Source organism: Mitsuaria chitosanitabida ATCC BAA-476 = NBRC 102408, from assembly GCF_001598255.1.
Classification (GTDB): domain Bacteria; phylum Pseudomonadota; class Gammaproteobacteria; order Burkholderiales; family Burkholderiaceae_C; genus Roseateles; species Roseateles chitosanitabidus.
Genome location: NZ_BCYP01000033.1, coordinates 1 through 22593, shown reverse-complemented (window position 1 = coordinate 22593; position 22593 = coordinate 1). Strand labels below are relative to the sequence as shown.

Sequence of the window (22593 nt, the reverse complement as noted above, 5' to 3'; positions counted from 1 at the left end):
AGATCGACATGCCCTGGACCCAAGACCAGATGGCGGCACGCGCCGCGCAGGAGCTGGAGGACGGCTTCTATGTGAACCTCGGCATCGGCATTCCGACGCTGGTGGCCAACTTCGTTCCCTCGGACAAGGAAGTCTGGCTGCAGAGCGAGAACGGCATGCTGGGCATCGGCCCCTTCCCGACGGATGACGAGGTCGACGCCGACCTGATCAACGCCGGCAAGCAGACGGTGACCACCATCCCCGGCAGCTCGATCTTCGGCAGCCACGACAGCTTCGCGATGATCCGCGGCGGCAAGATCAACCTGAGCATCCTCGGCGCGATGCAGGTCAGCGAGCACGGCGACCTGGCCAACTGGATGATCCCCGGCAAGATGGTCAAGGGGATGGGCGGCGCGATGGACCTCGTCGCCGGCGTCCCGCGCGTGATCGTGCTGATGGAGCACGTCGCCCGCAAGAAGGACGGCACGGAAGATCTCAAGATCATCCCCAAGTGCACGCTCCCGCTGACCGGTGTGGGCGTCGTGAACCGCATCATCACGGACCTCGCGGTCATGGACGTCACGCCGCAAGGCCTGAAGCTGGTGGAGCTGGCCCCCGAGGTCAGCCGCGAGTTCGTGCAGAGCAAGACCGGCGTGCCGCTGATCTGACGCGCGACGCGCACCGACCCGGAAAGCGAAGGGGGCCAGGCAAGACCTGGCCCTTTTTCATGGGGGTGCGGCAAGACCCGTCCCCATCGCGGCGTGTCGGCTTTGTTGCCCGTTTACCCGACGCCGGACAACTCCGCCCGTGCGGAAGTCACGCGGTGACGACCTGTTGCCACGTCTTTCACCTGTTGTACGAATGACGGTGTATTTGGGCGAACTCCTGGTCACGATCCCGCATCCGCCGTTCCGAGCCGATGCCGACATGACTGCCGCACCGACCCTTGCCGAGATCGATCTCCCGAATCCTGAGCCCCAGGCCGACACGCCGGGCCTGCCGAGGGCAGCCGCTGGCGTCGCCGCGGCCGCGCTGGCGACGGCGGCCCTGGCGGCCTGCGGCGGCGGGGGCGGCGATGCCGCCGGCCCCGACAGCGGCAGCGCGGGGAGCCCCGACGCCAATCCCCAGACCGCGACCCCGCCCACCGACGCGCAAGCCGCGCGCTTCCTGGCGCAGGCGGGCTTTGCCGCGAGCACCGCGGACATCGCCTCCGTCAAGTCGCTGGGCTACGCCGGGTGGCTGGACCAGCAGTTCGCCGCGCCGCGCACGCAGAGCCACTACGACTGGCTGAGCGCCAAGGGCTATGCCGTCGACGCCTATCGCAACAGCCTGGCCGGCGTCGACGCGACGCTCTGGCGCAAGCTGATCGGCTCGCCGGACCAGTTGCGCCAGCGCGTGGTGCTGGCGCTGTCGGAGATCTTCGTCGTCTCGATGAACGGCTTGCCTGTCAGCTGGCCGGGTCTGGCCACCGGCGCCTACGTGGACATGCTGGAGGCCAACTGCTTCGGCAGCTTCCGCGCGCTGCTCGAGGGCGTGACCTTGTCGCCGGCCATGGGCGTCTACCTGGCCATGCGCGGCAACCGCAAGGAAGACCCCAAGACCGGCCGCCAGCCCGACGAGAACTACGCCCGCGAGGTGATGCAGCTGTTCACCATCGGCCTGTCGATGCTGAACGCCGACGGCACGCCGCAGCTCAGCAACGGGAAGACGACCGACACCTACGCGCTGTCGCAGATCACCGAGCTGGCCCGCGTCTTCACCGGTTGGGACTTCGACACCGCCGCGCCCAACGGCGCTGATCCCAGCTACATGCAGCGGCCGATGGTCAACACCGCCAGCCGCTTCTCGACCGGCGTCAAGCATGTGCTCGACGTCACCGTGCCCGACAGCGCCGACGGCCCGGCCGCGATGAAGATCGCGCTGGACACGCTGGCCGCGCATCCCAACGTCGGCCCCTTCATCGGTCGTCAGCTGATCCAGCGCCTGGTGTGCTCCAGCCCCAGTCCGGCCTACGTGCAGCGCATCGCCGCCGTCTTCGCCGACAACGGCAAGGGTCAGCGTGGCGATCTGCGCGCGGTGATCCGCGCGATCCTGCTCGACCCCGAGGCCCGTCAGCCCTCGACCGCGCCCGGCGGCGGCAAGCTGCGCGAGCCCATCGTGCGCCTGGTCCAGTGGGCCCGCACCGTGGGCATGAGCTCGCCCGGCGACCTCTGGGCCATCGGCGACACCAGCAACGCCGCCACCCGCCTGGGCCAGAGCCCGCTGCGCAGCGGCTCGGTCTTCAACTTCTTCCGGCCCGGCTATGTGCCGCCGAACTCGCAGCTGGGCGCCAACGCGGTGACCGCGCCGGAGTTCCAGCTCTGCAACGAGTCCACCGTCGCCGGCTACCTGAACTTCATGCAGGGCCTGATCGGCAACGGCATCGGCGACATGAAGGCCGACTACACCGCCGACCTGGCCGTGGCCGCCGACGCCAACGCGCTGGTGCAGCGGCAGGCGCTGCTGATGACCGGCGGTGGCCTGGCCGACGCGACGATCACCGCCATCGCCACGGCCGTCGGCTCGATCAAGGCGGACACCGACGCCGGCAAGCTCAACCGCGTCAAGGCGGCCTGGCTGCTGCTGCTGGCCGCGCCCGACTACCAGGTGCAGAAGTGAGCGGCGCCCCCACGCGCTCCACCGCCCGCCCCACCGCCTGACCGACTCGCGAGGAAACCCGCCATGTCCCACATCTCCCAGCTGCCGGCGCTGCGCCGGCGCGAGTTCCTCAAGCGCGCCTCGGCGCTGTCGGTGGCCGGCACGGCCGCGCCCTGGGCTCTGCAGCTCGCCGCGATCAACGAGGCCGCGGCCGCCGCCGCGCCCGGCGACTACAAGGCCATCGTCTGCCTGTTCCTGTACGGGGGGAACGACTACGGCAACACGCTGGTGCCCTACGACGCCGCCAGCTACCAGGCCTACGCCACCATCCGCCAGAGCCTGGCCACCTCGCGCGACGCGCTCGCGGCGACCGCGCTGACACCGTCGGTCGCGCTGCCCGACGGCCGCCAGATGGCGCTGGCGCCGACCATGTCCGCGCTCAAGCCGGTCTTCGACGCGGGCCGCCTGGCGGTGATGCTCAACATCGGCACGCTGATGCAGCCCACCACGCTGGCGCAGTACAAGGCCGGCAACGTGCCGCTGCCGCCCAAGCTGTTTTCCCACAACGATCAGCAGAGCCTGTGGCAGTCCTCCAGGCCCGAGGGCGCAACCTCGGGCTGGGGCGGCCGGCTGGGCGACCAGTTCCTCGGTGGGAACGGCAACGCGACCTTCACCTGCGTCAACGTCTCCGGCAACGCCGTGTTCATGGCTGGCGGCCAGGCGGTGCAGTACCAGATGAGCCCCAGCGGCGCGGTCGCCGTCAACGGCGCGACCAAGCCGGTGTTCGGTTCGCAGGCCTGCGCCGACGCGCTCAAGGCGCTGGTCACCGCCGACCGCACGCACTGGATGGAGCAGGAACTCAACCGCGTCACCGCGCGCTCGATCAGCGCGCAGGGCACGGTGACGACGGCGCTGGCCTCGCAGACGTTGCAGACCGCCTTCGAGACCAACAACCTGGCGGCGCAGCTGCAGATGGTCGCGCGGCTGATCGGCGCGCGCTCGGCGCTCGGCGCGACGCGCCAGGTGTTCTTCGTGTCCGTCGGCGGTTTCGACCTGCACGACAACCTGGTCGCGCAGCATCCGGGCCTGCTGGGCCAGGTCGGCAACGCGATGGCGAGCTTCGACGCGGCGCTGCGCGAGCTGGGCGTCGCGCAGAACGTCACCACCTTCACCGCCTCGGACTTCGGCCGCACGCTGAGCTCCAACGGGGACGGCTCCGATCACGGCTGGGGCAGCCATCACCTGGTGATGGGCGGCGCGGTCAAGGGCGGGCGCTTCTACGGTCAACTGCCGTCGGTGAGCGTCAACGGACCGGACGACGTCGGCCAGGGCCGGCTGCTGCCGACCACCGCCGTCGACCAACTGGCCGCGACGCTGGCGCTGTGGATGGGCGTGTCGCCGACCGATCTGCCGGGGGTGCTGCCGGGGATCGTGAACTTCAACCAGAAAGACCTCGGGCTCTTCGCGGCCTGAGATCGGCGGCGATCGCGGGAACTGGCGGGTTTGTCGTCGTCAATTACGACGGAGGCGACGCGGCGGGGTGGGAACACGGCGGGCCGCGGCCGCCTCGCACGCGCCGGGTGGCGCCCGCCGCGTGCGAAGTCGCACGCCTGGCTCGACGGGATGGGAAGAAGTACCGCCCGATCGACGACAGGGCCGATGATCACGGGGGAAACGCGCCCGCGTCGAGGTCGAAAGCCACGGTAACCGAATGCGTTTCCGAGGCTTTCCGCTGTTGCGATTGGGCGGCTGATCCGGAGGGCGGAACTCCCTAGAGTGCCGGGCGTCAGCAGTACCGACACCCCGCCGCCATGTTCCGATTCCCCTGGTCTTCCGCCGCCCTGACGGCCACCGCCGCCGCCTTGAGCGCCTGTGGCGGCGGCGGAGGCGGTGGAGATCCCTCCGCCGAACCCTCGGGCACCGCGCCCACGCCAGAGGGGACCGGCAGCCCCGCGCCGGCGCCGATGCCCGCGCCGAGTCCCGCTCCCGCTCCCGCTCCCGCGCCCGCGCCTGCGCCCGCACCGGCAGCGGCCGCGCCGGCCCCGGCGCCCGCGCCGCTGCCCGTCTGGCCGCTGCCCAACGATGCCCAGGCCGCGCGCTTCCTCGCGCAGGCCGGGTTCGGCGCGACGGAGGCCGACATCGCCACGCTCAAGTCCGTCGGCTACGCGTCCTGGCTGGACCTGCAGTTCCTCGCGCCGCGCAGCGAGACAAACTGGGACTGGCTCACCCGCAACGGCTACGCCGCCGAGGCGAAGAAGGCCGCCAACTTCGACGGTTTCCCCAACAGCGTCTGGTGCAAGTTCATCACCTCGCCGGACCAGTTGCGCCAGCGCATGGTGCTGGCGCTGTCGGAGATCTTCGTGGTGTCGGCGGTCGGCTGCACGCTGCCGTGGCGCACGATGATGCTGGCCGCCTATGCCGACCTGCTCGAGGACAACGCCTTCGGGACCTTCCGCGGTCTGCTCGAGGCGGTGACGCTGTCGCCGGCGATGGGCAGCTTCCTGGCGATGCGCGGCAGCAGGAAGGAGGACGGCAAGGGTCGTCAGCCCGACGAGAACTTCGCCCGCGAGGTGATGCAGCTGTTCACCATCGGCCTGGCGCAGCTCAACCTGGACGGCAGCGTGCAGAGCGCGGGCGGCCGCCCGGTCGAGACCTACGACCTGACGACGGTGACGCAACTCGCGCGCGCCTTCACGGGCTGGGACTTCGACACCGCCGCGCCGAACGGTGCCGATCCCTCCTTCATGCGCCGACCGATGGCGCACAACGCGGCCGACTTCGCCGGTGGCGCGAAGACGGTGCTCGGCACCACCATCCCCGCCGGCGCCGACGGCCCTGCCGCCCTGCGCCAGGCGCTGGACATCCTCGCGAACCACCCCAACGTCGGCCCGTTCTTCGGTCGTCAGCTGATCCAGCGCTTCGTGTGCTCGAACCCCAGCCGGGCCTATGTGCAGCGGGTCGCGCAGGCCTTCAACAACAACGGGCAGGGCGCGCGCGGCGATCTCAAGGCGGTGCTGCGCGCCGTGCTGCTGGATCCCGAGGCGCGCCTGATCGACGCCGGCCTGAGCAACTCCGGCAAGCTGCGCGAGCCGGTGCTGCGCTTCGTGCAGGTGGCGCGCGCGATCCGGTTGAGCTCCGCCGGCCAATGGACCCTCCCCGAGACCAGCGACCCGGAGACCCGGCTCGGCCAGAGCCCGTTCTACAGCCCCTCGGTCTTCAACTTCTACCGGCCCGGCTATGTGCCGCCGAACTCGTCCATGACGACGGCGGGCGTCACCGCGCCGGAGTTCCAGCTGCTGAACGAGGTGACCGTGACCGGCTACCTGAACTTCATGCAGACGCTGCTGACGACCGGGCAGGGCGACGCCAAGCCGGACCTGTCGGCGGACATGGCGCTGGCGTCCGACCCGCGCGCGATGGTGGCGCGCCAGGCCTTGCTGCTGGGCGGCGGCGCGATCTCGGACGCGACCCAGCAGCGCATCGCGGCGGCGGCCGCGACCATCGGCGCGACCACCGACGACGGCCGCGTCAACCGGGCCCGCGCCGGCTGGATGCTGCTGCTGGCCTGCCCCGAATACCAGATCCAGAAATGAGCGTGTCGCCCCGCGCGACGCCCTCCGGAGACTCTCCCATGGCCCATGTGTCCCGACTGCCCTCGCTGCACCGCCGCGAGTTCCTCAAGCGCGCCTCGGCGGTGTCCGTGGCCGGCGCGGCCGCGCCCTGGGCGCTGCAGCTCGCCGCGATCGGCGACGCCGCGGCCGCCACGAGCGGCGGCGACTACAAGGCGCTGGTCTGCGTCTTCCTCTATGGCGGCAACGACTACGCCAACACGGTGATCCCGTACGACACCGCCGACTACCAGGCCTACGCGGCGATCCGGCCCACGCTGGCGATCGGCCGCGACGCGCTGGCGGCGACGGCGCTGTCGCCGACCCTCGCGCTGCCCGACGGCCGCCAGATGGCGCTGGCGCCGGGCCTGTCGGCGATCAAGCCGGTGTTCGACGCGGGCCGCCTCGGCGTGATGCTGAACATCGGGACGCTGACCGCGCCGATGACCCTGGCCCAGTACAAGTCCGGCGCGGTTCCGGCGCCGCCCAAGCTGTTCTCGCACAACGACCAGTCCAGCCTCTGGCAGTCGTCCAACGTCGAGGGCGCGCGCACCGGCTGGGGCGGCCGCATGGCCGACATGATGCTGTCGGCCAACGGACGTGCCGGGCTGACCTGCATCAATGTCTCGGGCAACGCGATCTTCCAGGCGGGCGACGCGGCCTTCCAGTACCTCACCGGGCCAGGCGGCAAGAAGCCGATCACCGGCATCGGCAGCCAGATGTTCGGGTCGAGCTCCTGCGCGAAGCTGCTCAAGGCGCTGATCACCGAGGACCGCACGCATGCGATGGAATCGGAGCTCAACCGGGTGACCGCGCGCTCGATCGACCTGCAGGCGGCGCTGAGCACCGCGTTGACGGGCGGCACGACGCTGTCGACGGCCTTCGCGGGCGATGCGCTGGCGCGCCAGCTCAAGATGGTGGCGAGCCTGATCGCCGCGCGCTCGGCGCTGGGCATGACGAGGCAGGTCTACTTCGTCGCGATGGGCGGCTTCGACCTGCACGACGCGCTGGGCACGCGCCATCCGGCGCTGATGCAGCAGGTCGGCGGGGCGCTGGCGAGTTTCGACGGGGCCTTGCAGGAACTCGGCGTGGCCGACCAGGTCACGGCCTTCACCGCGTCCGACTTCGGCCGCACGCTGTCCTCCAATGGCGACGGCACCGATCACGGCTGGGGATCCCATCACTTCGTCATGGGCGGTGCGGTGCGGGGGGGCCGCTTCTACGGGACGGCCCCGTCGGTGAGCGTCAACGGCCCGGACGACGTCGGCCAAGGCCGTCTGTTGCCGACGACCTCGGTCGACCAACTCGCCGCGACGCTGGCGCTGTGGATGGGCGTCCCGGCCACGGACCTGCGCACGGTGCTGCCCAACATCGGCAACTTCGCGGCCAGCGATCTGGGCTTCATGCGCTGAGACCAGCGGCGCGTTCGCGCGTTCCCGCAGGCTGGCGCGACGACGACGACGACGACGACGCGAGGCCACGGCGCGTTCTCGCGCACCGAGACGGTGCTTCATGACACGCGGGGGACGGCGACTCCCGAAATCCGGGTCGATCCGAAACGCGATCCGGGGACGCCGGGCCGGATCCGGTCCGATGCCGGATTCCATCGAAGGAAACCGACATCCCCCGCCCCCCAGGCCTAGGGGGACGGCGTCCGCAAACATCGCTACGCATTCGCGGGGCGTTCTCCTAACATTCGCACTGGCACCCGAATTGCCGGAGCCGGCCTCAGACCGGACGGACGGGCGCCGCGGGCTCGGTGTTCAAGAAGCCGATCAGTGGAGGCCGCAATGGACGGTACGCAGGGGAGGATCCCCGAGTTGGGATGGCTCGTGTCCTATCGCGGGCCGGAACGCCGGCGAGGCACGCCGGATCGATGGTGGCGCCACGCGCTGGAGGAGATCGACCTGGGGGTCTGTCTCGTGACCGGCACGGGGCAGTTGCTCTATGCCAACAGCAGCGCGCGCGGGCAGCTCGACGAGCGCTCGCCGCTGCAGCTCGTCGACGGCGCGCTGGTGGCGCCGCAGCGGCTGGACCAGCAGCGGCTGGAACAGGCGCTGGCCGACGTGCAGCGCGGGCTGCGGCACCTCATCTGCCTCGGACGAGGCGGGGCGCGGCTGTCGCTGTCGGTGCTGCCCTTGCAGGACAGCGCGATGCGGCACGGGCAGGCGCTGCTGGTGCTCGGGAAACGCAGCCTGTGCGGGGAGCTGCCCATGCTCGCCTTCGCGCGCGAGCATCAGCTGACCGCGGCGGAACGGCAGGTCCTGCAATCCTTGTGCGATGGCCTGCAGCCCCAGGAGATCGCGCAACGCAACGGCGTCGCCATCTCGACCGTGCGCACCCAGATTGCGAGCGTGCGGGCGAAGACGGCGACGGAGAGCATCCGCGAGCTCGTGTCGCTGGTGGCGCAGCTGCCGCCCATGCAGGGCGTGCTGCGAGGCATCGAGTTGCGCTGAGCCGCCATCGTCGGAGGACCTCGCCCGTCGGCGAAAGCCGGGGTGGGGGTTCCTCATAAGTCCCAAAATCGTCACCCCCACCCCGGCTTCCGCCGACTCGATCCCAGCTGCCCCCGATCCACCTGCCATCTGCCGCCAGGCTTATGGCTTCTGGCGCCTGGCTCGGTGGCCCCCTCTCCCGCCTGCGGGAGAGGGTCGGGGTGAGGGTCTTTACCCCCGCTTCGGCTCCAGCACCTTCGTATACAGCGACGCCCCCTCCAGGTCCTTCAGCGTGACCGTCATCGCGCGCGTCTTCGCATCGATGTCCACCTGCCCGAAGAACTGCAATCCGCTGCTCGGCGGCGCGTTCGCATAGCCCGGGCCCTTCTGGTACACGACCTGCATCCCGAAGGTCCCGTCGGCCTGGTTCGGCCCGAAGCCGCCCGCGTGCAGCGGGCCGGACACGAACTCCCAGAAGGGCAGGAAGTCGGTGTGCTTGGCCGCCTTCGCCGGATCGAAGTAGTGCGCGGCGGTGTAGTGCACGTCGGCGGTCAGCCACACGATGTTGTGCAGCCTGGCCTTCTTGATCTCGCTGAGCAGGCGCGCGATCTCGATCTCGCGGCCACGCGGCGGACCGTCGTCGCCGTTGGCGATGGCCTCCCACTTGTCGCGACCCTCGGCGTCCTTGCCGTCGTTGACGTGCAGGCCGATGGGCATGTCCGCCGCGATGACCTTCCAGGTCGCCTTGGACCGCTTCAGCCCGTCGAGCAGCCACGCGATCTGCGGGCGGCCCATGAAGGCGCTTTCCGGCGTTTCCTCGGTCTGCAGGTTGGCGCTGTTGGGACCGCGGTAGCTGCGCATGTCCACGACGAACACGTCCAGCAGCGGGCCCTGCGGCAGGTGGCGATAGATGCGCTCGCTCTCGGCGTCGCCGAAGCGGCGCATCGGCGCGTACTCCTGGAAGGCCTTGGTCGCGCGCGCGACCAGCAGCGGGATGTTCTTCTCGCTGTAGCGGGCGTCGCCGCCGACGTCCTTGGAGTCCGAGTAGTTGTTGGTGACCTCGTGGTCGTCCCACTGCCAGATCTGCGGGATGTCGGCCGACATGCGCCGGATGTTGGCGTCCATCAGGTTGTAGCGGTAGCGGCCGCGGTACTCGTCCAGGGTCTCGGCGACCTTGCTGGTCTGCTCGGTGACCAGGTTGCGCCACAGCGTGCCGTCGGCCAGCTTGACCTCGGCCTCGATGGGGCTGTCGGCATAGATGGTGTCGCCCGAGTGCAGGAAGAAGTCGGGGTTGACGCGCCGGATCTGCTCGTAGATCCGCATGCCGCCCCACTGCTCGTTGATGCCCCAGCCCTGGCCGCAGGTGTCGCCGCTCCAGACGAAGCGGACGTCGCGCGTGGCCTTGCCGCCGGCGGCCTGCGGCAGGCGCAGGTGGCCGGGCAGGGGCTCGGACAAAACGCGCTCGTTGCGCAGGTCCTGCAGGACGACGCGATAGAAGATCTCCTGGCCGGCCGGGAGGCCGCGCAGGTCGATGCGACCGGTGAAGTCGGAGTCCTCCAGCAGATGCGGGCCCCGCACGCGCTGCAGGTGGGCGAAGCTGGCGGTGGTGGACCACTCGACCCACAGCCGCGACGGGCGATCGCCGCGGGTCCAGATCACGGCCGCGTCGGCGATCGGATCGCCGCTCTGGATGCCGTGCGGCATCTGCGGCCGCATGGCGTCCCGCGTGATGAGCGCCGGCGCCTGGGCATGCGCGCCATGCGGCGACAGCAGCGTGGCGCCACCGATCAGGGCGCTGGCGTGGAGGAAGCGGCGGCGGTCCATGCGGGTCTCCGGGGTCGTGGCGAAGCAGCGGATGCTGCCGGGAGGGCATGACGGGGCGGTGACGGATCGCGGCCGACACATCTCGTGACCACGTCGACACGGATCTCACGCAGGACCCGGATTCGAGTCATTGAAGCCCGGGACCGCCGCGCGTTGAATCGGGCTTCCTCCCCGATCGGGCCCGCGCCACCCGCGCGGAAACGACAACGGGGCCCGAAGGCCCCGTCGCAGGGATCGATCGACGATGTCAGCTCAACGACGACCCGTCGCGCGGCGCTTGAGCACCAGCAGGCTCAGCAGCGCGATCAGCGTGAACAGCGCGCCGCTCCAGATCTCGTACGGCAGGCCCAGCAGCGAGTACGCCGCGGCCTCGTTGCACGAGGCCGTCACCATGAACACGCTCGGGAGGCGGGCCTCCAGGTCCAGCGCGGTCAGCACGCGATCGGCGAAGGTCATGTCGCAGCTGGCCAGCTTGGAGGCCACCTCGTGCTGATAACCCGCCGCGACCAGACCGGCCACGCCCAGCGCCGCCGTCAGCAGCAGCGCCAGCACGCGGGCGAAGCCCACGCGCTGCAGGATCCAGCCCAGGCCGCTCACGACCGCGATCAGGATGAAGATCCCGCGCTGCATCACGCACCAGGGGCAGGGCTTGACGTTGAACTGGTACTGCGCGACCAGCGCCGCCGCCACGCCCGCGATCGACACCAGCGCGCTGAAGGCCAGCACGCGGGATGCGCTCAGGCCGCGCATCAGTCGGCGATCTCGGCGATCAGCTCGATCTCGACGCAGGCGCCCATCGGGATCTGCGCCACGCCGAAGGCGCTGCGGGCATGCGCGCCGACGTCGGAACCGAAGACCTCGCCGAAGAGCTCCGACGCCCCGTTGGTCACCAGGTGCTGTTCGGTGAAGTCGCCGGTGCTGTTGACCAGGCTCATCAGCTTGACGATGCGCTTGACCTTGTTCAGGTCGCCCACCGCCGCGTGCAGCGTGCCCATCAGGTCGACGGCGATGGCGCGCGCGGCGGCCTTGCCGGTGGCCGTGTCGGTGTCCTTGCCCAGTTGGCCGACCCAGGCCTTGCCGTCCTTCTTCGCGATATGACCGGACAGGAACACCAGGTTGCCGGTGCGGACGAAGGGCACGTAGGCCGCGGCCGGAACGGACACGGGCGGCAGGGTGATGCCGAGTTGCGTGAGGCGGTCGTAGACGGAGCTGGTCATGGGAATCTGCACGGAAGTGAAAAATTGCGTCGCGGATCCTACACCCCGTCCTGGTGCTGGAGCGCGGTGCCGGCAGCAGCCTTGCTCGGCATGGGGACGGTCCACCTGCTGCCCGTCCTGCCCGGTGCCCGCGTGTGGCTGGCGGTCGGTCTGGCGACGGCGCTGGTCGCGATCGCGCTGGCGGTCGACCTCGCGTCCGTCCTCATGCGAGGACCGGGGCGGATCCCCACGCGGCCCTGGCGCCTCTGGGCCCGCGAACGCTGGCTGGCCTGGGCGCTGCTCGCGGCATTGGGCGGATTCGGGAGCACCGCGTGGCGCGCCGGCCTGCGCATGGCCGAGGTGCTGCCCGTCGCGCTGGAGGGCCAGGTCTTGACCCTCACCGGCCGGGTCGATTCGCTGCCGCAGCGCACCGAAGGGATGGGCGGGGTGGAGGGCTGGCGCTTCGTGTTCGACGTCGACGGCGCGGAGCGGGGCGCCGAGGCCGGCGCATCGCTTCAGCCACCGCCCCGCGTGCTGCTCTCCTGCTACGAGATGCCCGCCACCCCCCGTGCCGGCGAGCGCTGGCGGCTGGCCGTCAAGCTGCGCCGGCCCCGAGGCCTCGCGAATCCGCAGGGCTTCGACCAGGCCTTGTGGATGCTGGCGCAGGACCTGCCCGCCGCGGGCAGCTGTCGCCGCCAGGGCCAGTTGCGGCTGGAGGCGGGCGGCTTCGGTGTGACCGCGCTGCGCCAATCGCTGCGCGACGCGATCGAGCGGCATCTCGCCGCGCAGGGCGGGACCGCGGGCCAGGCGGCGCCAGGGGAGATGCGGCGCGGCATCGGCGTGCTCGCCGCCTTGAGCCTGGGGGATCAAGGCGCGGTCGGCGCTCGGGATTGGGCCCTCTACCGGGACACGGGCGTCGCCCATCTGCTCAGCGTCAGCGGCCTGCACGTCACGATGTTCGCGTGGCTCGCCGGGGCGATCGCGGGCGCGGCCTGGCGACGCAGCGCCCGCCTGTGTCTGCGCTGGCCCGCGCCGCGCGCGGCGATGGGGATCGGGGTCGCCGCGGCGGGGGTGTACGCGCTGTTCTCCGGCTGGGGCGTGCCGGCGCAGCGGACCTTCGGCCTGCTGCTGATCCTGGCGCTGCTGCGGCTGGGCGGGGCGCGCTGGCCCTGGCCGATGAGCCTCCTGAGCGCCGCCGCCGGCGTGTGCCTGGCCGACCCCTGGGCGCTGGCGCAGCCGGGCTTCTGGTTGTCCTTCTGCGCGGTCGCGCTGCTGATGGCGGCCGACCTGCGTCCCGAGGCGGGTCTGCGGGGGGCGCTGCGCGGCGCCTGGCGCACGCAGTGGCTGGTGACGCTGGGCCTGGCGCCGCTCACGCTGCTGCTGTTCCAGCAGCTCTCGCCCGCGGGCCTGCTCGCCAACGCGGTGGCGATCCCCCTGGTGACCTACGCGATCACGCCGCTGGCGATGCTGGGCGCGATCGCCTCGCCGCTGTGGACCGTCGGCAGCTGGCTCGTCGGCCTCCTCAACCTGGTGCTGGAGACGCTGCGCGATCTCCCGCTCGCCGTCTGGCACGCGCCGTGGTCGCCCGACTGGGCGAAGGGGCTGGGGCTGGCGGGTGGTGTCGCGGCGGCCCTGCCGTGGCCCGGCCGCTTGCGTCTGGCCGGCCTCGCGCTGTGCGTGCCGATGCTGTGGCCCGCGGTCGGGCGCCCGCCGTCCGGGCAGGTGGAGCTCTGGCTCCCCGATGTCGGCCAGGGCGGCGCGGCGCTCGTGCGCACGCAGGGGCACACGCTGGTCTTCGATTCCGGGCCGCGCTGGGGGCCCGGCTCCGACGCCGGGCAGCGCGTGCTGCTGCCGCTGCTGCGGGGGCTCGGCGAGCGCCGCATCGACCTGCTGATGGTCAGCCATGCCGACCAGGACCATGCGGGCGGCAACGCGAGCCTGCTCCAGGGGCTGCCGGTGACGCGGCGCTTCGGCGCCGTCCCGGGCGGCGCGCCGTGCGAGCGCGGCCAGCGATGGACCTGGGACGGCGTGCGCTTCGAGGTGCTGGCGCCGGAGGTGGGCGAGGGCACGGCGCTCAAGCGCAATGCCTCGTCCTGCGTGCTGCGCATCGACGCCGGCGACCGCCGCGTCCTGCTGACCGGCGACATCGAGGCGCCTCAGGAAGCGCGCCTGCTGCGCCGCGAGGGCGCGCGCGGGCTGGCGGCCGAGGTGCTCGTCGTGCCGCATCACGGCAGCCGGACCTCCTCGTCGGCGCCCTTCGTGCGGGCGGTCGCGCCGCGGGTCGCGGCGATCCAGTCGGGCTATCTGAACCGCTTCGGACATCCGAGGGCGGAGGTCGTGGCGCGCTATCGGGCGGCCGGCGCCCGGGTCCTGAACAGCGTGGATTGCGGGGCCTGGCGCTGGCGCAGTGACCGCCGCGAGCCGCCCGTCGCCGGATGCGAGCGGGCCCAGCGACGGCGCTACTGGCTGCCCGCGGCGCTCGACTCGCCGCCCGTACCGCCGACCGAGTCGTCGCTTGGGGCTTCGACCGCATCCCCGACTGAATCCCCGACCGAATCGTCGGGCGCGTCGTCGACCGAGCCGTTGGAGGGAGAGGCCGCCCTCGAGAATTCCCTGGCGCCGTCTGTCGGCCCGACGGGGCTTTCGACCGTTGACGGGCGCTGACCGGCTACAGTTGCCGCCGGTCCTGACAGACCGATGAGGTAGAGGGGTGGACCGATGAAGACGGCCGGGAAAATCCGATGCGCGGGAATCGCGCTGCTGCTGAGCCTGTGCGGCGCGCAGGCGATGGCGCGGGGCGGCGGCGGGGGCCATGGCGGCGGACATGCCGGCCATGCCTCCCACCTGGGCGCGCCGCACGCCAGCGGGCACCGCGCCGAGCGGGCCGACCTGGGCGGGGCCCCGACCCGGGACCGGACGCGTTCCGGCACCCATCCGCACAGCGGCTTCCGCAGCGTCCACCGCTCGACCGGCGCCTTCGCCCGGGCCCAACGGCCCAGCGCGACCTCGGAGCATCTCGTCGCCTCCCACTACCGCCGCGATGGCGGCTTCGTCGCGTCGCACTACGCGACGAATCCCGACGCCACCCGCAACAACAACTACAGCACCTTGGGCAACGTGAATCCCCATACCGGAGCCGCCGGCACCCAGCCGCGGGACGCCCAATGATGCGTCGCGTCCTCGCGCTCCTCAGCGTCGCCGGTCTGATGGCCTGCGGCCTGCCGGCAGGCGCCACGCCCTTGCCGCAGTTCGCCGACGACGATCTCAGCGGCTTCTCCTCCAACGAGGCCAACCAGCGCGCCCAGGCGGCGATCGACCGGGCCGGCGCCGTCTTCGACAAGGTCAAGGCCAGCGCCGCCAGCTACGTCAAGGGCGCGGCGGGGGGCCGCGCCGACTGCGCCGCCCCCTCGCTGGAGCGCGCCATCGACAGCCTGCGTCCGGTCGACGACGACGCGCGCGCCTACCTCGACCAGGCCTGGTCGCCGCAAGGCGATCCGTCGGACCGCGAGGCGGCGATGGACGTGCTGGACGAGCTCAACGGCGCGATCCTGGACGGCCTGGTCGAGATCATCCGCGCCTACCGCGTCACCGGCTGCACGACCCGGGCGCAGCAGCTGATCACCGACGTGAAGCGCATCTACGCCGGGCCGGCCTATGCGGGCTGGCTGAAGGACATCGACGCGGAGCAGTCCGCCCTGGATCGCGCGATCGCCGCCGCCCGGCAGCGCCGCCCGGTCGCCTCCGCCACGCGCGAGGGCGCCGCGGGGACGGCCGCCAAGAGCCCGACCTCGCGCATGCCGTGAGCGTCGCCACTGCAAGAGCGGCGTCCCGGCTCTGACGCCGGCACCGGCACTGGTACTGGTACTGGTACTGTCACCGCCTCTGGCATCGGCATCGGCATCGGCATCGGCACCGGCACCGGCATTGGCATTGGCATTGGCATTGGCATTGGCGCTCACGCTCATGTTGGTGTCGGCCTCGGCCTTGGCGGCACTCGCGAGGTCCTTGCTGTCCCTCACGCCGGGGCCATGACGGGTCGATGGCGCCGTGATAGCTTGCGTGGCGGGCGCCGGGATGGCGCCGCGGGGAGGCTGCCATGCGACTGCTGTCCGACTTGAAGGTCGGCGTGAGGCTCGGTCTGGGCTTCGCGCTGCTGGTCCTGCTGATGCTGGCCATGGGCGCCTTCTGCGCCAGCCGCGTCTCGCAGGTGCAGGCCAAGGTCGACGACCTGGCCGACAACTGGTTGCCGAGCACGCAGAAACTCGGCCAGATCGGCGAATCCATGAACCAGATGCGGCGCGCCGAGCTCCAGATGCTGGTCGGTGGCGACGCCAAGGCGGTCGCCGACGAGGCCGCCCGCCTCGTGCAGCAGTGGACGGTGCTCCCGCGATTGCTCCAGGACTACGACGGTCTGGTCGCGAGCGAGCGCGAGCGCCAGGCCTTCGACACGCTGCGGCGTCAGCTCGACACCTATCACCGGGCGCAGGACCGCTATGTCGCCGCTTTCACCCAGGGGCGACGCGACGAGGCGGTGGGCATCCTGCGCGGGGACTCGCGCACGGCCTTCCGGGGGGCGACGGACAGCCTGGCGGCGCTGGTGGGCATCAACGGCGAGGGCGCGGTGGCGGCGCACGCGCAGGCGAACAGCGACTACCGCGTCGTGCTCACGGCGATCTGGTCGCTGGTGGGCGTGGCGACGCTGCTCGGCGCGGTGGTGGGCTGGCTGCTGACGCGCTCGCTCACGCATCCGCTGCGGGTCGCGGCCGAGACCGCCGGCCGCATCGCCGACGGCGATCTGCGCGACGTCACCGCGGCCGCGCGGGCCGATGAACTCGGGGATCTGCTGCGGGCGCTGGGCAAGATGCGCGACGCGCTGCATGCCTCGATGTCCACGGTCCGCGCGAGCGCCGACCACATCGCCGAGGCCAGCCGAGAGGTGGCCACCGGCAGCAGCGACCTGTCGTCGCGCACCGAGCAGGCGGCCTCCAACCTGGAGGAGACCTCCGCGGCCATGCACCAGCTGACCGACGCCGCGCGGCAGAGCTCCAGCAGCGCCGACGCCGCCAGCCGTCTCGCGCAGGACGCGGCCGGCGTGGCCAGCCGCGGCGGCGACATGGTGGGCCGCGTCGTCACGACGATGGCTGGCATCCAGCAGTCCTCGCGCCGGATCGGCGACATCATCGGCGTGATCGACGGCATCGCCTTCCAGACCAACATCCTCGCCCTCAACGCGGCCGTGGAGGCGGCGCGCGCGGGCGAGCAGGGCCGTGGCTTCGCGGTGGTGGCGTCGGAGGTGCGCTCGCTGGCGCAGCGCAGCGCCGAGGCGGCCAAGGAGATCAAGACCCTGATCGCGGCCTCGGTCGAGCAGGTGGAGAACGGCAGCCGCGTCGTCGGCGACGCGGGCGCGACCATGGAGCAGGTGGTCGAGGCGGTGAACCAGGTCAGCCGCCTGATCCGCGACATCGCCGCCACCGCCGGCGGGCAGACCCAGAGCCTGTCCGAGGTCAACGCCGCCGTGTCGCAGCTCGACGGCATGACGCAGCAGAACGCCGCGCTGGTCGAGGAATCCGCCGCCGCGGCCGAGGCGCTGCAATCGCAGGCGGCTCAGCTGGCGCAGGTGGTGGCGCGCTTCCGGCTCGCGGGTTGATCGGCGAGGGGCGACCGCGCCGGCGGGTGATCAGGCCGTGAAGACCAGCGCGATCTGTTCCGGCTCGCGCATGCGGCGCGCGGCCGGCTGGGCGGCGGTCTCGGTCGCCTTCAGGTGGTCGGCCAGGAAGCGCACCGTCTCCGGCGAGGCGCTCATCTCGCGCGCGATCACCGCCTCCAGCTCCGACGGCCGCAGGTCCATCGCGGCGCACAGCTTCAGGAAGCGCGACTCGACCTCGAGGTAATGCCGCTCCACGGTCAGCTTGCGCGAGAACAGCCCGATCACCTGGCCCACGCGCAGCACATGCGCGTCCAGCAGGGCGACATCCTCGGCCGCGGACCAGCTGCGCACGATGGTCGAGGCCGTCTTCGGGCCCACCCCGGGGAGCGCCATCAGCCAGTTGCGCACCTCGTAGCCGGCCGCGAAGTCCGGAGCCGACAGCAGCGCGGGCATCACCGCGGCCAGGTGGCGGGCCTTCTGCTCGGCGAAGCGGAAGTTCAGCGTCTTGCCGTTGACCTCCAGCGGCTCGCTCAGCCAGCCGGCCAGCGTGATCTCGCACATGCCCGGCTGCACGAAGGCGCCGCGCTCGCGCACGCGGGTGAAGGCGGCCTCGCCCAGCGCGACGGGGATGCCGGGACCGCCCAGCAGCGAGGCGCCGACCTCCTCGGCCAGCGAGCGGCCCGAGGCCGCGGGCGGCGCCGCGTCCAGGCGGTGCGCCAGCGCCAGCCGGGTCCAGTAGGCGGGGGTGGGGAATTCGTCGAGCGCGCCCCAGCGCACACCGGTCAGCAGGGTCTGGTCAGGATTCGGGAGTTCGCGCTGCAGGGAACCTGCGCGCGCGACGATGGCAACGGTCTGGGTCATGGGGCGACGCTCCGGAGAGCGGCTGGATAAGCGGTGTGCAGCCATTGCGCGAACGCGGCGCGTTCGACGGGGTCCATGGCGTGGACACGTTCTTGCAGGCGCTCGAGGCGCCGTTTCAGGGTTTGACGATCGCGGAAGTTGTCGCCGCGATGGCGAGGGTCATGAAGCACCGCGGGCGGCTCGAAGTTGAACCACAGCGTCTCGGTCCGGACGTCGACCTGCGTCTTGGCCTGGAACTCGCGGGTCCGCCAGCCGGGCAGCATCTCGTCGTAGAGCGGATGCGCGTAGCCGGACAGGATCACCTTGCAGGGCAAGGTCACCAGCACAGACAACAACGCCGCGTGGTCCGCGGCGTCGTATTCATGCCGGTAGATGCGCCGCTGCCGGCGCGTCTCCGGGTGATACGGCGGGTCCGCGTAGACCAGCTCGTCCCCCTGGAACGCGTAGCGCGCGAGGAAATCCTCCGCGCGGGCGCACACCAGCTCGACGCCGGGCGGGACCTCGATCTCGCCTGAGCGCCAGCGCTGGATCACCCGTTCGTCGGCATCGATGGCGATGGAACGCTCGGCCGGCAGCTTGTGGCGCAGGACCGCGCCGCCGCCGACGTGGGTTTCGATGTACACCCGGTGCGGAGGCATCAGGTTGATGACGTGCTGGAACGTCTTGCCTTTGCCACCTGGATACTTCATGCGCCGAATCATCGTCAGAAGTGACGATGGTGTCAAGCCGATGAAGCGACCGCGGGCGCCGGACGGGCGCCGTTCGGACCGGAGATCGCTCAGCCGGCGATCACGGAGCGATCACAGGGCGGTGAGCCAGTCGCAACGCAGGCGTCCCGCGCGGTGCAGGCGGCGACGGCTCCCGGTGTAGGCCATGGGCAGCAGCCAGGCCAGCAGGCACAGCGGCAGCGCCAGCCAGGCCTGGGTCAGCAGGGCGCCCGGCACGCCCATGAAGCCCAGCATCCAGATCGTCAGCACGAGGTTCCAGACCGCCAGTTCGATCGGGTGGCGTGCGCTGTGCATCACCATCCAGCGCTTCACCTGGCTGAGTTCGTTCAAGGTCATGGCGGGGCTCCGGGACGGCGGGAACCGAGGGAAAACCCGATTGTAAGTTTCGGGTCAGAAAAAACCTCTCCCACGTTCTTGGAAATCCGAGCGGCAACCCCGGGAATGTGCGGGTGCCGATCGACATGGGAGAGGGGCTTGTCGCTCGTGTATGGTTCCGCCCTTCAACTTTTGGATGGGACAGGAGTCCTTCTCATGAAACGACTGATGTGGGCCGCGATGGCCCTGGCCGCGTCCGGCGCGCAGGCGCACGAAGGCATGTGGATGCCGCAGCAGCTGCCGCTGGTGGCCAAGGACATGAAGTCCGCGGGCCTGAAGTTCGACCCGGCGCGCCTGTCGCAGCCGCTGGGCTACCCGATGGGCGCGGTGGTCAGCCTGGGCGGCTGCACGGCGTCGTTCGTGTCGCCGCAGGGCCTGGTGGTGACCAACCACCACTGCGCCTTCGGCAGCATCCAGTACAACTCGACGCCGCAGAAGGACCTGCTGAAGAACGGCTTCCTGGCCGCCTCGCTGGCGGACGAGCTGCCGGCCGCGCCGGGCAGCCGCATCCTGGTGACCGTCGCGTTGTCCGACGTCACCGACAAGATCATCGACAAGAAGACCGCCGCGCTGCAGGGCAAGGCCCGCTACGAGGCGATCGAGGCCAACCAGAAGGCGCAGGTCGCCGCGTGCGAGAAGGACGCGGGCCACCGCTGCTCCGTCGGCTCGTACTACGGGGGCCTGATGTTCCAGCTGGTCAAGCAGCTGGAGATCCGCGACGTCCGCCTGGTGCATGCGCCGGCCGAGGGCGTGGGCGTCTTCGGTGGCGACACCGACAACTGGATGTGGCCGCGCCACACCGGCGACTACAGCTTCTACCGCGCCTACGTGGGGCCGGACGGCAAGCCGGCCGACTTCAGCAAGGACAACAAGCCCTTCGTGCCGCAGCACTTCCTGAAGCTGGCGAGCTCGCCGCTGAACGAAGGCGATTTCGTGGCCGTGGCCGGCTATCCGGGCCGCACCAACCGCCATCGCCTTCCCCAGGAAGTGGACTACGCGTTCTCGACGGACCTGCCCACCCGCGTGAAGACCATGGGCGAGCAGCTCGCCCTGATCAAGGAGGCCACCGCCGGCCGCCGCGACGCCGAGATCCAGCTGGCCAACACCGTGGCCGGCGTGAACAACTACTACAAGAACTACCAGGGGCAGATCGCCAGCTACACCGGCAGCGACATCCTGGCGCGCAAGCAGGCCGCCTACGCGCAGATGAAGGCCTGGGTCGAGGCTGATGCCAAGCGCCGCGCCGCCTACGGTCCGGCACTGGCCGAGGCTGAGCGCGTCATCGCCGAGCGCCAGGCCATCTCGCGCCGCGAGTTCCTGCTGTCGTACGCGACGCCGACGCTGCTCAAGAGCGCATCCGAGCTGTACGAGCAGTCGCTGGAACGCCGCAAGCCTGACGCCGAGCGCAAGTCCGGCTTCCAGGACCGTGACCAGCTGCGCCGCAAGCAGTCGCTGGAGACGGTGGACCGCCGCTTCGACGCGGTGACCGAGAAGAAGGTCGTGGCCCACTTCCTGACGCAGTACCTGGCGCAGCCGGCCGACCAGCTCAACCCCGCCTTCCTGAAGGCGCTGGGCGTGAGCGCAGGCATGGATGCGGCGGCCGTCACGGCCCGCGTGGAGGCGCTGTACGCCGGCACCAAGCTGACCGACAAGGCCACGCGCACCGCCTGGCTGGCGCGTGACGCCGCCGACTTCGAAGGCAGCGCCGACACGCTGGTGAAGGCCGCCGTCGCGCTGCACGCCGACGAGGTGGCGCGCGAGGACCGCGACAAGGCCCTGGCGGGCCGCCTGCAGCAGGCCTACGCGACCGTGATGCAAGCCGAGATCGACTTCAAGGCCAGCCGCGGCCAGGCCGTCTATCCGGACGCGAACGGCACGCTGCGCGTGGCCTTCGGTCAGGTCAAGGGCCGCAACCCGGGCGTGGACGGCACGACCTGGACGGCGTTCACGACGCTGCGCGGCATCGTGGCCAAGCACACCGGCGAGGGCGAGTTCAACGCGCCTGCCGAGCAATTGGCCGCGATCAAGGCGCGTACCTTCGACAAGTACGGCGTGAAGGCGCTGGACTCGGTGCCGGTGAACTTCCTGGCCACGCTGGACACGACGGGCGGCAACTCGGGTTCGCCGGTGCTGAACGGCAATGGCGAGCTGGTCGGCCTGCTGTTCGACGGCACGCTGGACGCGGTGATCTCCGATTGGGACTTCAACGACAACATGAACCGCAGCATCTGCCTGGATGCGCGCTACATGCTGTGGCAGATGAAGGTCGTCGACAAGGCGGACCGTCTGCTCAAGGAGATGAACGCGCTGTGAGGGCGATGATCGCCTGACGCGTTTCGACGCCTGAACGCCCCGCCTCGCGCGGGGCGTTTTGCTTGGTGGCTGCGGTTGGGAGATTGGAGGGCAATGGTCGGTGCGGGTGGATGCCCGTCGGTGCTCGGCAGGTTCGGGACTACGGCAATGAGGGGTTGCGGTAGCTCAGATGAGTAGGTTGATCCCAAGCGGCAGACCTGTCGAAGCCATGGAGTGCGACGACGCGGACTTCGACACTGCGGGCCTTCCATCCCAAGCGAGAGCCGTCATGAACGCATCCACCCCGTCCCAGAGCAAGTCCTCCGGAGCCGGCGCCGAGTCGGCGCGCAAGATCAACGGTGTCGTCGTCGATCCCACTCGGCGTGGCGTGAAGCGACCGCATGAGAACGACGTCGAGAAATCGTCCATGCAGGACGGGCCGACAGCGAAGGTGACCCGACCAAACGAGAACGACGACAGCGAAGGCGCGGTCGCCCTGTCGACGTCATCCAGCGGCGATGCCGCTGCAGTCGTGGACAGCGCCGCGAGCTCGACCGCGACATCGGTGAGCGCTTCGAGCGTGGCAGCGTCCGGCCTCAGTCTCACGACGGTCGGCTTGGGCGCGCTGGGCGTGGTGGGTGTGGCCGCTGCGGCCGGCGGCGGAGGCGGTGGAAGCGACGCGAAGGCGAGTCCGAACGCCGAGATGCCTCAAACACCGCAGACACCGCAGACACCCCAGGCGCCGGGCGCCTCCTCAGGTGGCGATTCCCCAGTGCCGCCGGTCAAGGTGCCTGACTCGGGTGGCGCTCCGATCAACGGCCAGGGCCAAGTGCCGATCTCCGGCGTGTCGCCGGATGCGGAATGGGAGTACAGCCTCGACGGGGGCAAGACCTGGCACCAGGGTCATGGCGCAGGCGTTCCAGCGAGCGAGCTCGCCGAGGGGAACAACTCGATCACGGTCGTTCAGACCGACAAGAGCGGCCATCGCAGCGAGCCGGTGGTGGTCGAGGT

General features: G+C 71.0%; 18 protein-coding genes. 12 read left to right on the top strand and 6 right to left on the bottom strand.

Translation table 11 applies throughout. The annotated features are described in order from the left end of the window. The first annotated feature begins 8 nt into the window (after positions 1-8). From MCHT01_RS19405 to MCHT01_RS19380, 6 genes are all read left to right on the top strand, one after another. A complete protein-coding gene (locus MCHT01_RS19405; RefSeq protein ID WP_067067593.1) occupies positions 9-647 on the top strand; it encodes a CoA transferase subunit B in 639 nt (212 codons plus the stop codon). Between the two features lie 259 nt (positions 648-906). Beyond that, entirely contained in the window at positions 907-2637 is a 1731-nt protein-coding gene (locus tag MCHT01_RS19400) for a DUF1800 domain-containing protein (RefSeq protein WP_084453088.1), read from the top strand. A 63-nt stretch (positions 2638-2700) separates the two neighbouring features. Continuing rightward, positions 2701-4089 (top strand): DUF1501 domain-containing protein, encoded by a 1389-nt coding sequence (locus MCHT01_RS19395; RefSeq protein ID WP_067067590.1) that lies wholly within the window; start codon positions 2701-2703, stop codon positions 4087-4089. A gap of 338 nt (positions 4090-4427) precedes the next feature. Continuing rightward, complete coding sequence (locus MCHT01_RS19390) at positions 4428-6209, top strand: DUF1800 domain-containing protein (RefSeq protein WP_276525811.1); 1782 nt, start codon at positions 4428-4430, stop codon at positions 6207-6209. A 38-nt stretch (positions 6210-6247) separates the two neighbouring features. Continuing rightward, positions 6248-7636: a DUF1501 domain-containing protein gene (locus MCHT01_RS19385; RefSeq protein ID WP_067067587.1), complete on the top strand. Its 1389-nt coding sequence runs from the start codon at positions 6248-6250 to the stop codon at positions 7634-7636. Between the two features lie 378 nt (positions 7637-8014). After that, complete coding sequence (locus tag MCHT01_RS19380) at positions 8015-8680, top strand: helix-turn-helix transcriptional regulator (RefSeq protein ID WP_148661620.1); 666 nt, start codon at positions 8015-8017, stop codon at positions 8678-8680. 210 nt (positions 8681-8890) lie between these two features. On the opposite strand, the gene MCHT01_RS19375 is transcribed toward MCHT01_RS19380, so the two are convergent. The 3 genes from MCHT01_RS19375 to MCHT01_RS19365 form a co-directional block, all read right to left on the bottom strand. Beyond that, positions 8891-10483: an alkaline phosphatase D family protein gene (locus tag MCHT01_RS19375; RefSeq protein ID WP_067067583.1), complete on the bottom strand. Its 1593-nt coding sequence runs from the start codon at positions 10481-10483 to the stop codon at positions 8891-8893. A gap of 252 nt (positions 10484-10735) precedes the next feature. Next, on the bottom strand, positions 10736-11233 hold the full coding sequence (locus tag MCHT01_RS19370; protein WP_067067582.1) for a disulfide bond formation protein B: 498 nt from the start codon (positions 11231-11233) through the stop codon (positions 10736-10738). Beyond that, the gene (locus tag MCHT01_RS19365; protein WP_067067579.1) at positions 11233-11700 is read right to left on the bottom strand and encodes a RidA family protein; all 468 of its coding nucleotides are present in this window, start codon (positions 11698-11700) and stop codon (positions 11233-11235) included. Before MCHT01_RS19365 ends, MCHT01_RS19370 begins: the two co-directional genes overlap by 1 nt. A gap of 24 nt (positions 11701-11724) precedes the next feature. Here MCHT01_RS19365 and MCHT01_RS19360 point away from each other — a divergent pair, with 24 nt between their 5' ends. The 4 genes from MCHT01_RS19360 to MCHT01_RS27855 all read left to right on the top strand — a co-directional run bounded on the left by MCHT01_RS19360 (position 11725) and on the right by MCHT01_RS27855 (position 17326). Further along, entirely contained in the window at positions 11725-14343 is a 2619-nt protein-coding gene (locus MCHT01_RS19360) for a DNA internalization-related competence protein ComEC/Rec2 (RefSeq protein ID WP_148661619.1), read from the top strand. Positions 14344-14397: 54 nt separating this feature from the next. Next, a complete protein-coding gene (locus MCHT01_RS19355; protein WP_067067575.1) occupies positions 14398-14847 on the top strand; it encodes a hypothetical protein in 450 nt (149 codons plus the stop codon). After that, entirely contained in the window at positions 14844-15482 is a 639-nt protein-coding gene (locus tag MCHT01_RS19350) for a hypothetical protein (protein ID WP_067067572.1), read from the top strand. Before MCHT01_RS19355 ends, MCHT01_RS19350 begins: the two co-directional genes overlap by 4 nt. A gap of 293 nt (positions 15483-15775) precedes the next feature. Next, on the top strand, positions 15776-17326 hold the full coding sequence (locus MCHT01_RS27855) for a methyl-accepting chemotaxis protein (RefSeq protein WP_084453015.1): 1551 nt from the start codon (positions 15776-15778) through the stop codon (positions 17324-17326). A gap of 30 nt (positions 17327-17356) precedes the next feature. On the opposite strand, the gene MCHT01_RS19340 is transcribed toward MCHT01_RS27855, so the two are convergent. From MCHT01_RS19340 to MCHT01_RS19330, 3 genes are all read right to left on the bottom strand, one after another. After that, positions 17357-18187, bottom strand: a complete 831-nt coding sequence (locus tag MCHT01_RS19340; RefSeq protein WP_067067570.1) for an 8-oxoguanine DNA glycosylase — start codon at positions 18185-18187, stop codon at positions 17357-17359. Then, positions 18184-18888 carry a DNA adenine methylase gene (locus tag MCHT01_RS19335; RefSeq protein WP_245643429.1) on the bottom strand — a complete coding sequence of 235 codons (705 nt, stop codon included), beginning with the start codon at positions 18886-18888 and terminating at the stop codon, positions 18184-18186. Before MCHT01_RS19335 ends, MCHT01_RS19340 begins: the two co-directional genes overlap by 4 nt. A gap of 99 nt (positions 18889-18987) precedes the next feature. After that, positions 18988-19251: a hypothetical protein gene (locus MCHT01_RS19330; protein WP_067067565.1), complete on the bottom strand. Its 264-nt coding sequence runs from the start codon at positions 19249-19251 to the stop codon at positions 18988-18990. A gap of 195 nt (positions 19252-19446) precedes the next feature. Here MCHT01_RS19330 and MCHT01_RS19325 point away from each other — a divergent pair, with 195 nt between their 5' ends. Next, the gene (locus tag MCHT01_RS19325) at positions 19447-21603 is read left to right on the top strand and encodes a S46 family peptidase (protein ID WP_067067563.1); all 2157 of its coding nucleotides are present in this window, start codon (positions 19447-19449) and stop codon (positions 21601-21603) included. A 268-nt stretch (positions 21604-21871) separates the two neighbouring features. After that, on the top strand, positions 21872-22593 hold a 722-nt coding region (locus MCHT01_RS26405), incomplete at its 3' end, for a hypothetical protein (protein WP_218017917.1).